Source organism: Flavobacterium crocinum, assembly GCF_003122385.1.
Taxonomy (GTDB): domain Bacteria; phylum Bacteroidota; class Bacteroidia; order Flavobacteriales; family Flavobacteriaceae; genus Flavobacterium; species Flavobacterium crocinum.
On sequence record NZ_CP029255.1, the window covers coordinates 1,543,478 to 1,556,597 of the forward strand.

At 34.6% G+C, this 13,120-nt stretch carries 12 protein-coding genes; 1 reads left to right on the top strand and 11 read right to left on the bottom strand.

Annotation, left to right across the window (positions count from 1 at the left end):
• Positions 1-67: 67 nt before the first annotated feature.
• A complete protein-coding gene (locus HYN56_RS07195) occupies positions 68-544 on the top strand; it encodes a TspO/MBR family protein (protein WP_109191555.1) in 477 nt (158 codons plus the stop codon).
• A gap of 35 nt (positions 545-579) precedes the next feature.
• Here HYN56_RS07195 and HYN56_RS07200 read toward each other — a convergent pair whose 3' ends face one another.
• The 11 genes from HYN56_RS07200 to HYN56_RS07250 form a co-directional block, all read right to left on the bottom strand.
• Positions 580-1,293, bottom strand: coding sequence for a carboxypeptidase-like regulatory domain-containing protein (locus tag HYN56_RS07200; protein WP_109191556.1), 714 nt, complete (start codon positions 1,291-1,293; stop codon positions 580-582).
• 14 nt (positions 1,294-1,307) lie between these two features.
• Positions 1,308-2,033: a hypothetical protein gene (locus tag HYN56_RS07205; protein WP_109191557.1), complete on the bottom strand. Its 726-nt coding sequence runs from the start codon at positions 2,031-2,033 to the stop codon at positions 1,308-1,310.
• Positions 2,034-2,106: 73 nt separating this feature from the next.
• Complete coding sequence (locus HYN56_RS07210; RefSeq protein WP_109191558.1) at positions 2,107-2,781, bottom strand: MBL fold metallo-hydrolase; 675 nt, start codon at positions 2,779-2,781, stop codon at positions 2,107-2,109.
• A 60-nt stretch (positions 2,782-2,841) separates the two neighbouring features.
• On the bottom strand, positions 2,842-3,414 hold the full coding sequence (locus HYN56_RS07215) for a Crp/Fnr family transcriptional regulator (RefSeq protein WP_109191559.1): 573 nt from the start codon (positions 3,412-3,414) through the stop codon (positions 2,842-2,844).
• A 3-nt stretch (positions 3,415-3,417) separates the two neighbouring features.
• On the bottom strand, positions 3,418-4,065 hold the full coding sequence (locus tag HYN56_RS07220) for an HAD family hydrolase (RefSeq protein ID WP_109191560.1): 648 nt from the start codon (positions 4,063-4,065) through the stop codon (positions 3,418-3,420).
• 6 nt (positions 4,066-4,071) lie between these two features.
• Positions 4,072-5,280 (bottom strand): BaiN/RdsA family NAD(P)/FAD-dependent oxidoreductase, encoded by a 1,209-nt coding sequence (locus HYN56_RS07225; protein ID WP_109191561.1) that lies wholly within the window; start codon positions 5,278-5,280, stop codon positions 4,072-4,074.
• Positions 5,281-5,482: 202 nt separating this feature from the next.
• Positions 5,483-6,160 (bottom strand): glycerophosphodiester phosphodiesterase, encoded by a 678-nt coding sequence (locus HYN56_RS07230; protein ID WP_109191562.1) that lies wholly within the window; start codon positions 6,158-6,160, stop codon positions 5,483-5,485.
• Between the two features lie 115 nt (positions 6,161-6,275).
• A complete protein-coding gene (locus tag HYN56_RS07235; protein WP_109191563.1) occupies positions 6,276-7,943 on the bottom strand; it encodes an alpha-amylase family glycosyl hydrolase in 1,668 nt (555 codons plus the stop codon).
• A 274-nt stretch (positions 7,944-8,217) separates the two neighbouring features.
• Positions 8,218-10,077 carry a glycoside hydrolase family 13 protein gene (locus HYN56_RS07240; protein ID WP_109191564.1) on the bottom strand — a complete coding sequence of 620 codons (1,860 nt, stop codon included), beginning with the start codon at positions 10,075-10,077 and terminating at the stop codon, positions 8,218-8,220.
• A 92-nt stretch (positions 10,078-10,169) separates the two neighbouring features.
• Positions 10,170-10,787 (bottom strand): carboxylesterase family protein, encoded by a 618-nt coding sequence (locus HYN56_RS07245; RefSeq protein ID WP_205727649.1) that lies wholly within the window; start codon positions 10,785-10,787, stop codon positions 10,170-10,172.
• A 215-nt stretch (positions 10,788-11,002) separates the two neighbouring features.
• Positions 11,003-13,117 carry a glycoside hydrolase family 97 protein gene (locus HYN56_RS07250; RefSeq protein WP_109191565.1) on the bottom strand — a complete coding sequence of 705 codons (2,115 nt, stop codon included), beginning with the start codon at positions 13,115-13,117 and terminating at the stop codon, positions 11,003-11,005.
• Positions 13,118-13,120: the final 3 nt, after the last annotated feature.

The window sequence follows — 13,120 nt, forward strand, 5'->3', positions numbered from 1 at the left end:
TGAACTTACATCACTTCTATGGTTTAAACTTTTCTTTTAACTATTTTTGACTACAAAATTTAATACCATGAACAAGTTCGTAAAAATCGCCATAGCTTTAGTAATATGTTTAACTGTTGGATATTCTGCCAGTTTGGTAACTAGACCAAGTATTGAGACTTGGTATGTAACGTTGGAAAAACCAGTTTTTAATCCGCCGAACTGGATTTTTATGCCGGTTTGGACAGTACTTTATATTTTTATGGCAGTTGCAGCAGCTTTAGTTTGGGATAAAATTAAAGAACAAACGGAAGAAGTTAAAAAAGCATTATTGTTCTTTATAATTCAATTGATTTTAAATGCGATTTGGTCTTATTTATTCTTCGGATTAAAAAACCCGATGTTGGCTTTAATTGAAATTGCACTTTTATGGCTGATGATTTATGAAACCTATTTGAAGTTTATCAAAATCAATAAAATTTCGGGTTATTTATTAATTCCGTATCTTCTTTGGGTTGGATTTGCTACTGTTTTGAATGCCAGTATTTGGTGGTTGAATAAGTAAATTTTTTTAGTTTCAGGTTTGTCAGATGTAGAAAGCTATTTCAGCTTCTTAAATTCTTCATTTTTAGCAGTCAGAAATTCAATTGTGGTTAAAATATTTGGGTTTTCAGCAATGCTCTTAGACTTTGGGTCGGCATCGCAGAAATCAATAAAAAGTTCTTTTTGTTCCGCTGCTATTTTTAAGTTTTTTGTAAAGAAATCATTAGAGCAGGTTTTCCTTATGAGTTTCTTGAATACGCTTTCTGGTTCGTCTTTTTCACGAGATCTCCCAAGACTGAATTTAAAACTAGTCTGCATTCCGTTTGTAATGCTACCGTCATTATATTGCGGAATATACTGTTTTAAGTCCTTAGCTCTCTTGTCTCTGTCGATTTCTGCTACAGTTTCAGGATCTGGAGGCAACGGATCAAATTTGATTTCAGCTGGTATTATTACTTCCTCTAGTTCCTCAGGTTTAGGAATCATTTTAACGACTAGATTATTGGTTTGTATGTTTTCAGAAGTAACTTTAATTCTTGTGAAAAAATAATCTTTAGTAAAAAATAACAAGCTGTCTTTTGCTTTTACCAAAATAGAAAACTCTCCCAAAGCATTTGTCGTAGTGCTTGTTTTAGCCGTCTTATTTATAACCTCAACTTGATTAAGAGGATTGTTATTAGAGATGACTTTTCCGTGAAGTAATTTTTCGGTTTGAGAAATACTTAGTTGATAAGTGAAAAAAGAAATGGTTGTGAGTAATTTTACTTTCATATAAAAAAGACTTTTTAGTTTTTAATTCCAGAATTCAGTTTTTTAAATTCTTGATTTTTAGTATGTAAAAAGTCCAGTGTATAAAGTAAATTTTTTTGTTTTAGAATAAATTGAGAATTAGGATCGGCATCGCAGAAATCAATAAAGAGTTCTTTTTCCTCAGGATTTAACTTTAAATCATTTGAGAAAAAATCTAAAGGTACCGTAGCACTGACCAATTGTTTAAAAGTTAATTCATGCTTTTTGCTTTTATTTTTTGCTTTTTTATCTTTTTTCATAAACAAACTAAAAATAGCCAACAAATCGACACCGTTTGTAATGCCGCCAGTGTAAATGCCAGGATTAGATATCGCTGGTTTTGGGATTACTGTAGAATTTTCGTCTGCTGCGCTAACTTTAGGAAATTCAATCTTTGTAATTAACACTTCATCCAGTTCTTCCGGTTTCAAAACCATATTCACAACAATATTGTTTTGATCGATGTTTTGCTGAGAAATTTTTAGTCTTTTGAAAAAGTAATCTTTCGAAAAAAATAACAGACTATCTTTTGGACGAACGAGAATCGAAAACTCGCCAAATTCATTTGTCCTGGTGCTTGTTTTAGCAGTTTTATTAATTACTTCCACTTTATTAAGTGGAACATTCTGCGAAAGAACTTTTCCGTTTAATAGTTTTTCGGATTGAGAAATACTAAGTTGATAAGTGAAAATAGAAATTGTAGTAAGTAATTTTACTCTCATACAGGATTAATTAGTTGAGAGTAAAATTATTAGAATTGTCTTAACGAAAACTTACAGAATCTGTAAATTCTTGTTAATTAAACGGAATTAAATTTTTGAATGTCTCTAATTCTCCATTATTAAATAAAATGGGACCATGGCCAAAACATAATATTTTAGGTTTAAGCGAAGCCAGTTTTAGAATGGATTTTCTGTTCGTTTCCTGATGTGCTGTAAATAAATTGGGAGGTTCATGAAGACCTACTTTTGTAGTGAGAAGATTCATATTGGTCATTACATCGCCCACAATCAAAACGCCATCTTTTTCTCTAAAAAAGGATAAATGACCGCTGGAATGCCCTGGAGTTTCAATAACTGTGAATCCGCCGATTTTATCGCCTTCTTTTAATATTTCAGAAACTTGGTGTCCTTTTCCTGCCCAGAATTGTTTTTGAAATTTCGGAATAACATGATTCGGATTTGGGTATTCTGTAATTACATTTCCGTTTTCAGCGAATTCTTTTTCAGGCTCACTGCACAAAAGCGGAATGTTTAAAGTTTCGCAGATTATTTTACTGCTTCCCTGATGATCGGCATGAGCATGTGTTAAAGCATGTTTGGTAACGGATTTATTTTTAATTGCTTTTAATATTTTAATAGCAGAACTCCGAATTCCGGCATCAATTAAAACATCTTCAATCAAATAACAATTAATAGCATTTCTTGGAAATAAAGGGATTTGGTAAACGTCTTTGGCAATAGTTTTCATTTTCTTGAATTTTATATTGGCAAAGATTTGAAATCTGTTTTTCAACTCACTTGATAAATGTTAAGAAATATCCTGACGTATCCTGCTTAATGATTCCGGAGTAATGCCCAGAAAGGAAGCGATATAAATTAAAGGAGTTCGCTGGATTATTTTGGCTGGAGCCGATGCTAAAAAAGTCTGATATTTTTCTTTGGCAGGAATCATCTGCAATTTTAAAACTCGGTCTGCCATGCAAAGGTAATTCTGTTCAGCCAGAATTCTCCCGACACGTTCCCAATTTGGAATTTCATGATACAAAAACTGCATTTTCTCAAAAGTGATCGAAAGCACTTCGCAATCTTCAATACATTGAATATTCTCAAAAGAAACAGACTGATTAATAAAACTGGAATACGAAGCAATAAAGCCTTCATCAGAGCTTAAATAAGTCGTAATTTCTTTCCCATCTTTTAAGTAATAAACACGAGCTAAACCTTCAACAATAAAAAAGATTTTATTGCTGATTTTCCCCATTGATGAAAGAAATTCTTTAGCCGTAAACTTTTCACATTCAAAACAAGAATCGATCATTTCGATTTCATTTTCAGAAAACGAAGCGATCGATAGTATCTGTTTTTGTAATTCAGTATTCACGGTTTACAATATTTCGATTAATTCCGAAGCATTGTTTATAACCACTTTTGCACCACTATTTTTCAATTCATCTTCTGTTCTGTAACCCCAAGTTACCCCAACAGGAAACATATTGGCGTTTACAGCCGTTTTCATATCAATATCTGAATCGCCCACAAAAAGGATTTCTTCTGGTTTTAAATTCCATTTTTTGCTAATCTCAATCGCTTCAAACGGATTTGGTTTTTTCAGTTCCTCTGTGCTCAAACCAACCGCTGTATCAAATTGTTTTGGAAATAATTCTGTTGCAATTTTCTTAGTCAATTCATCTGCTTTGTTAGAAAAAACGGCCATTTTGATGTTTTGTGAAGTCAGTTTTTCTAGCAGTTCAACAATTCCGTCATACGGTTTTGTTTTCAACGTGCAGATTTTAGTGTATTCATCAACCATACACTCAAAACAACTTTCGATTTCATCATCAGAATTGTTTGTAGCTGGCAAAGCTTTGCTAACCAGATTTCGCAAACCGCTTCCGATAAAATATTGATAAGTATCGTAATCGTGTGTTGGATAACTTAGAGCGGTAAGTACTTTGTTCATCGCATCTGAAATGTCGTGTAATGAGTTGACTAAAGTTCCGTCTAAATCAAAAATAATTCCTTTAAATTTCATTTTATATTAAATATTTTGAGCCAGAATAAACCCGCTTGTCCAGGCATTCTGAAAATTAAATCCGCCTGTAATAGCGTCTATGTTTACAATTTCACCAGCAAAATAAAGGTTTTCATGAATTTTGCTTTCCATGGTTTTAAAGTTGATTTCTTTTAAATCAATTCCTCCAGCCGTTACAAATTCTTCTTTAAAAGTACTTTTTCCGTTTACTTTAAATTCGGCTTTGGTTAATTGCGAAGTCAGATTTTGCAATTGAATTTTAGATAAATCAGCCCATTTGGTTTCTGAATCAATTCCTGAAGCCAGAACTAAACTTTCCCATAAACGGTTCGGGAAGTCAAAAGGCGATTTTTTAGAAACGGCTTTTTTAGCGTGTTCTTGTTTTAAATCTTTCAGGATTTTTTCGGCATCTTCAAAATCAACATCGTTTAACCAATTGACAAAAATGGTAAACTGATAATTTTTATCATGCAAAATACGAGCGCCCCAAGCTGAAAGTTTCAAGATTGCCGGACCGCTCATTCCCCAATGCGTAATTAACAAAGGTCCTATAGATTCTAGTTTAGTATCTTTTACATGAACAGTAACTTGTGCAGCAACGCCTGGCAATTCTTTAATTCGAGAATCTTTGATATTGAAAGTAAATAGGGAAGGGACAGGGCTAACAATGGCGTGTCCGTGTTCCTGAAGCATTTCCCATATTTTTGGATTGCTTCCTGTAGCCATTACCAATTTTTCTGTGGCGAAATTGTCACTTTGAGTATCAATTTTCCAATGATTTTCTTTTTTGAAAATAGACTGAACGCTTTGACCTGTCAATACTTTTATGCCTAGTTTTTCGGTTGCTTTCAAGAAACAATCTATTATCGTTTGAGAAGAATTAGAAACTGGAAACATTCTGCCGTCTTCTTCAATTTTTAATTCAACACCATGTTTTTCGAACCATTCGATAGTGTCTCCTGAACAAAACTGATGAAACGGTCCTCGAAGTTCTTTTTCGCCTCGGGGATAAAATTTAACCAATTCATTAGGTTCAAAACAAGCGTGTGTAACGTTGCATCGTCCGCCACCGGAAACACGGACTTTAGAAAGCACTTCTTTTCCTCTTTCTAAAATGGCGATTTTCAGTTTCGGTTTTTTCTCTGCAATATTAATCGCAGTAAAAAAACCGGCGGCACCTCCGCCAACGATGATTATGTCGAAATTTTTGATCATATATTTTTTTGGTTGCCACGAATTACACTAATTGACACTAATTTTTTCTGCCACAGATTAAAATGATTAACACAAATTTCTCAAATTTAAATACGAATAAATTAATTCGTGAAAATTCGTGTAATTGCTTCGCCTATTCGCTATCGCTCGGGTTGTGGCAAAAGATAAAAATCCTTTTAATCTGTGTAATCTGTGGCTATTCTTATATTTTGTCTGGATTATCAGAGATAATTCCGTTTACTTTATAACTTTTTACTTTTTGAATGTCTTCTTCGCTATTTACCGTCCAAGGTAAAACCAGAAAATCTTTCTTCTGCATTTCGCTTACATTATCCGCATTCAATAATTGAAAATCAGGATGAATCGCTTTTGCTTTTATTTTTTCGGCGAAAACCAAAGCTTTATCTAAATCTTCTTCTGTTAGAACACCAATTGGTATGTTTGAATTTAAAGTTGATGTTTCTTCCAACATGTTCCAATCGAAACTTGAAATGATGAAATGATTGTAATTCCAGTTTGTGGCTGTAATATATTCCTCGATTAATGCAACAACTTTAGGTGCAGTTCCTAAACCTTTTAATTCGATATTGATTAAGCATTTTTTGTTTACTAAATCAAAAACTTCATTTAGAGTTGGAATTTGATGTTTTCCATCAATTAAAAATGATTTTAATTCAGCTAAAGAAAAACTACTGACTAGACCTTTTCCGTTAGTGGTTCTGTCGATGGTTTCATCGTGAATTACGATTATATGCCCGTCAGAGCTTAAGTGAACATCAAGTTCAATTCCGTCTGAATTTAAGTCTAAGGCTTTTTGAAAAGCTTGCAAAGTATTTTCAGGTTCGTAGGCTTTGGCGCCTCGATGTGCAATTTTTAGCATTTTGCAGTGTTTTTTCTAACCGCAAAGGTCGCAAAGTTTTACGCAAAGGTCGCAAAGTTTTTTATAATCTTTGCGAACCTTGCGATTTTCCCTTGCGACCTTTGCGGTTAAACTTTTAGATCAGTTCGAGTAAAACAATATCAAAATCATTGTCTATAATCACTTTTCCATCAATAACTTCGACTTCCTGATTTGAATAAGTATCTTTTAGTTTTGTTCCGTTTGGGAAGATATCGCCAACAGGAAGTTCTTTTCTGCCTTTTGGTAAATCTACTCCCATAACGACTTTATCTGTAAAAGAACCTTTTGTAAATGTTCTGGAAAAAGTATAAGGATACGGATTAATCAGTTTATGAACACCAGCACCAACAGCAGGATGATTTCGTCTAAACTGTCCTAATTTTTGCCAATGTAAAAGTGTTTTCTGTGTTTCAGGATTGTTTTGAATATCTTCCCAATTCATATTCGAACGTAAAGTGGCATCGCCCTGAGTTCCTTCAATAACCAAAGATCGTGCTGATTCGTCGCCGTAATACACTTGAGACATTCCCGGAGAAAGCAACAATTTAGTTCCTGCTTCTATACCTTTTACTCGGTTAGCATCAAAAGGCTGTCCGTCATCGTGTGAAGACATATAGTTTAAAACCGAATATCCTTTTAAATCATTATTCAAAGCATTCGAATATTTAGAAAATAAACCTTCATAATCATTTTGTGCGGCATTCCATTTAAACTCAAAATTGATCATGCTGTTGAAACCATTCTGAAAATAATTGACTTTTCGGTCTCCAAAATCATAATCCTGCCCACCGCTGATTCCGTAACCGTAAACTTCAGCAATGGTATAAAACGGATTCTGATCTAAAACTTGTAAAGGATGATGTTTTTTCCAGGTTTCGAATGCATAGTCGCATTCTTTTTTGAAATCTGCCCAAACGCCTTCTTCGGTATGTTTTACAGTGTCAGCGCGATAACCGTCAATTCCAAACTCTGTAATATAATCTGTAAGCCATTTTATGATGTAATATTTTGGCGTTCTTGGATAATTCGTTCTTTTGAAGAATTCGTCAAGCGAAGCAATTTCTTTTTCATAACGGCCTTCTTTTTTCCATTTTTCGATTAAGAAAGGAGGCAATTCTACATTTTGAGTGCTTTCGGTTTTTACATCCGGAAGATTTTCAACCAAAGTACACATAGTAGTATTTTCGAAAGATTTATAATCGCAGACAACGCCGGTTCTAACCCAATCTGAAGGCCAAACGGGATCTTCTGGTGTCACTGGGCCAGTATGATTGATTACACCGTCCAAAATTATTCTGATGCCTTTTTCGTGGGCTTTTTTTACGAGTTTTGCCAAGTCTTCTTTTGTTCCAAAGTTCGGATCTAAAGCCGTCCAGTCTTTTGCCCAATAGCCGTGAAAACCGTAGCTCAACCCAGTTCCTTCATCAACGCCATCATGAATCTGCTCGACAATTGGCGTAAGCCAAATGGCATTGATTCCTAGTTTTTCAAAATATCCTGATTCGATTTTTTTTGTGATTCCGATGATGTCACCACCTTCAAATCCGCGTAGTTTTCCGGGAGTTTTGGTTCGGTTAAAATTGACGTCGTTTGAAGTATCTCCGTTGTAAAAACGATCTGTAAGTAAAAAATAAATATTTGCTCCTTCCCAAACGAAAGGTGTTTTTGAAGTATTTTCGTTATTCATTGTAACTGATTTTGAGCCAGAACAACTCAATGTTAAGTATACTAAAGATAAAAAAAGGAAAGAGTATTTTTTCATTATTTAGGAATTTTTTAGACATAGATCATGTTGAAAAAAAAGCCACAGATTACAAGATTAAAATGATTTTTTGAATCTGGGATAATCTGTTAATCTGTGGCAATAAAATTTTAAACACATAGAATCATAGATTTTTCTTTGTCTAAAAAGTTAGAAAAAAATGACTAGTCATTAACACATAGTTTTACGTTGATATAACTATGTTTTTTTAAACAAGTGAAACGCCTTTTATTCAGTTAGAAAAACTATGTCTCTATGTGTTTAAATTAAAGCTTTATTCCAATTCTAAAACCAAAGCTGATTTTGGTTCTAAAGTAATTTCAGAAGCTAAATCAAATGTCTTTCCTGTGATAACATCTTTTCCGGATTTGTAGTTTTTGATGTTTTCTTTGAAACGAGCTGTTTTTACAACCTGCTCTTTTGCATTGTTATTGAAAACGACCATTACCGTTTTAGCATCTGTATATCTGAAATATACATAAGTGTTATTTTCTGGAATGTAATGCGTCATTTTTCCGAAATGAACGGCTTCGTTAGTTTTTCTCCAATTGAATAATTTGGCACTGAAATCAAAGAAAGCAGCTTGCTCGGTAGTTCTTCCTTTTTTGGTGAAAGCATTGTTTTTATCGCCATTCCATCCGCCTGGAAAATCCTGACGAATATCGGCATCTCCGCCTTTACCTTTATCACCGCCCATTCCAATTTCTGAACCATAATAAATCTGTGGGATTCCGCGAACCGTTGCCAACAAAGTCATCGCCAGTTTGTATTTTGGTAAATCATATTTAAAGTTATGATTCAAACGATCTGTGTCATGATTTTCGGCAAAAACTAAAATATTATTGGTGTTTGGATATAAAAAATCCATTGCGAAATTGTTGTAAAATTTAATCAATCCGTTGTCCCAGCTTGGTTCGTTTTCGTTGAAAGCTGAAGTAATCTGACTTTGAAGCGTAAAATCCATTACACTTGGAAGATTCGAATTGTAATTTTCGATAGCGCCAATTTTACTGTCTTTTTGCCAAAAAGCTAAATTCGCCTGATTATGCATCCAGATTTCTCCAACAATATTAAAGTTCGGATATTCGTCTGTAATGGCTTTTGCCCAATTTGCCATTGCTGTTTTATCTGAATAGTTATAAGTATCTACTCTGAATCCGTCAAGATTGGCAAATTCGATCCACCAAATGGCATTTTGCGTTAAGTATTTTGCAACAAGAGGATTTCTTAAATTCAAGTCTGGCATTGAAGGCACAAACCAGCCGTCAACACAAACTTCCTGATCGATTTTTGAAGCGTGAATATCTGTAATTACTTCACGACGGTGATGTGTTTGTGTAAATGTCTCAAATTGATTGAACCATGTTTTTGTTGGAATATCCTTCATCATCCAGTGTGTAATTCCCCAGTGATTGGTAACATAATCCATAACCAGTTTCATGTTCTTTTTGTGCATTTCTGCAGATAAACGAGCATAATCATCATTCGTTCCGTAACGCGGGTCGATTTTATAAACGTCCGATTGTCCGTAAGTATGGTACGAATGCTGTTTGTCGTTGTCTTCGCATAAAGGCGTGCTCCAAATTGTAGTTGCACCAAGAGAAGAAATATAATCTAAGTTTTTAATAATTCCTTCGATATCTCCTCCGTGGCGTCCGCTTGGGTCTTGACGGTTTCCTTTTTCAGTTAAAGAAGCATCGCTGTCGTTTTTCGGATTTCCGTTAGCAAAACGATCCGGCATGATTAAGTAAATCAAATCCGACGCATCATAACTTTTTCTGTCGGCAGAATTGGCTCTTCTTTCTTTAAGAACATATTTTTGTTTAAAGACAACTTTATTATTGTTTTTGAAAGAGAAAACCAATTCAGAAGCTTTTACGTCTTTTGTGTCTATGGTTACGAAAAGATAGTTTGGATTTTCTGTTTTTTCTACATTTTTAATCGCAACATTATTAGAAACCGAAGTTTCGTATTGAGCAATATTTTTTCCGTAGAACATAATCTGCAGCTCCGAATTTTTCATTCCTGCATACCAAAATGGCGGTTCTACTTTTTGGATTTGCGCTTTCGCGGAAGCGGAAAACAATAAAACCAAGAGGATTAATTTATATATAAATGTTTTTTGGTTTTTCATAGTTTGTATTTTTTATTTTTTCTGTTCAAGCATCCATTTATAGATTTCAGGTTTTGTTTCGTATAAATACTGAATTTCATGACCTTCATTTTCTAAACGGGTAAACTTGAATTGTTTTTGGTTTCGCATGATTCCAAACCTTTCGCAATTCTCTCCGTTTCACTAAATGGGATTTTATCATCAGCAGTTCCGTGAAAAGCCCAAATCGGAATTTTACTGAGATTGCAAACTCTTGTTAAATCGCTGTCGTTAATACCGCCGCAAAGGGCTACAACTGCTGCGAATTTATCAGGGAAATCTAAAGCTGTTATATACGTTCCATAACCGCCCATGCTAATTCCTGTTATGTAAATTCTGCTTTTATCGATTCTATATTTTGCTTCTAAATCTGCATATAATGTTTCGAACCAATTTTCAGTTGACCAGTATTTATTATCCGGACATTGAGGCGAAGCAATTATAAAATCAAAATTTTGACCTTTTTCTACCAAATAAGGTAAACCATATGTTTTGAGTTTACTTAAATCATTTCCTTTCTGGCCTCCGTCATGAAGGTAAATTACAAGTGGATATTTCTTAGTTTCTTTTGAATACTCTTTTGGCAGATATAATAGGTAGTCATATTTAACGATGGCTTTTTCCCGAGCATAGCTGTCAATTCCTGAGAAAATTATTATCAGAAGAAATAGAAATTTTGACTTACAATTCATCTTAAGAGGTGTTAGTTTCGATTCCCTGCGAGGTTTCCAAAACCTTGTAGGTATAAATTGAGTAAAGCTTTAGAAAGACCTACAAGGTTTTGTAAACCTTGCAGGACTGACCTGATATAATACCTAACAGGTTTTTGAAACCTGTTAGGATAAGCTTTTTGCAATTTAAAAAAAAGACAAGTAATCTAGGGGGAAATTACTTGTCTTTGAAAAAATTATTCGTTTTCTATAATGCTAATTGCATATCCTCCGCCCGGAGCAGAAAACTGAGATAATTTTGATTTATTTGTTACAGCAATTTTCCTGATACTATAAGCTTGCGGATTTGTTTTGTAATGCGCATCTTTTTTATCAGCATAAATTGTTGCAGTGTATTTTTTACCTTTTTCAAGGAAACTGAAATCGATGTTTGATGTACGCGCCGTTTCTCCGTTTACGTTTCCAATAAACCAGTTGTTTGTTCCTTTTGCTTTACGTGCAACCGTAATAAAATCTCCAGGCTCAGCCTCGATATATTTACTTTCAGACCAGTCAACAGCTACGTCTTTAATGAATTGGAAAGCATCTGGAAAACGGTTGTAGTTTTCCGGAGTATCAGCAGCCATTTGCAACGGACTGTACATAGTTACATATAATGCTAATTGGTTTGCCAATGTACTGTTTACATGCGATTTGTTCTCAGGATTCATTTTGCTGATATCCATTTCGAAGATTCCCGGAGTATAATCCATTGGACCACCAATTAAACGTGTAAATGGCAATACAGTAACGTGATTTGGTTTAGAACCTCCAAAAGCTTGGTATTCAGTTCCTCTTGCTGCTTCGTTTCCAATTAAGTTAGGATAGGTTCTAGCAATTCCTGTTGGACGAACCGCTTCGTGAGCGTTTACCATAATTTTATAATCAGCTGCTTTTTCGATAGCGTATTGATAGTGGTTTACAATCCATTGGCTGTAATGGTTTTCGCCTCTTGGCAAAATGTCTCCAACATAACCGCTTTTTACAGCATTGTATCCGTTATCGTTCATGAATTTGTACGCTGCATCCATATGACGCTCGTAGTTACGAACAGATCCTGAAGTTTCGTGGTGCATGATGATTTTAACACCTTTCGATTTTGCATATTCATGAAGACCTTTTACGTCGAAATCCGGGTAAGGAGTCAAGAAATCAAAAACATAATCTTTTGAGTGACCAAACCAGTCCTCCCAGCCTTCATTCCAACCTTCAACCAAAACGGCATCGAAACCATTTGCAGCAGCGAAGTCAATGTATTTTTTTACGTTAGCGTTGTTTGCTCCGTGCGTTCCGTTTGGTTTTGCTTTTGAGAAATCAGTAACACCTAATTGAACCGTTGGGTAATCATTAGTGTAAGACCAAGAGCTTTTTCCTGTAATCATTTCCCACCAAACACCAACATATTTTACAGGTTTGATCCAGGAAGTTTCCTCAATCTTAGATGGATCGTTTAAGTTATAAGTCATTTTTGATGAAAGAATTTCTCTTGCATCATCGCTTACAATAATCGTTCTCCAAGGAGAGTGATTTGGCGCTTGCATGTGACCTTTGTCTCCTTTTGCATCTGGCGTTAACCAGGATTCGAAAATCAAGTTTTTATCGTCTAAATTCAAGTGCATGCAAGAATAGTCAATTAAAGCTGCTTCGTGAAGGTTGATGTAGATTCCGTCAGCAGTTTTTAACATCAAAGAAGTCTGAACTCCTGTTGGCGAAAAAGATTTTTGAGAAACGTTTGCTGTATATGCTTTTTCAGATAAACCTCTAATTTCAGATAATTTCGATTTTGTATAATCGTATTCCTGTGTGTCATAATCTCCTGGAATCCAGAAAGCAGTATGATCTCCAGTCATCGCAAATTGTGATCTTTCTTCTTTGATTACAAAGTAAGTAAGATTTTTTTGCGCCGGGAATTCATACCTAAATCCAAGTCCGTCGTCGAATAAACGGAAACGGATAACGATTTGTCTGTCTGTTCCTTTTTGATTTAAAGTAACAGCCAATTCATTATAATGATTTCTGATGTGATCTACTTCTCCCCAAACTGGTTTCCAGGTTTCATCAAAAGTGGAAGTTTTTGTGTCAGCGATTGTAAAGTCGTTCAATAAAGATTTTTTGTCATCTTTAAGTTCAAGACCAAGTTTACTGGTTTTGATAACTTCCTTGTTTTTGTACTTTAAATTGTAAACTGGAGTTCCGTCGTTTTGAAGAGAAAATTCCATTACGAACTTGCCTTCGGGTGATTTTAATTGCTGCGCTTTTGCAACAGTGCTAAACGCAAACAAAATTAAACTTGCGAAAAATAAGTTTTTCATGTT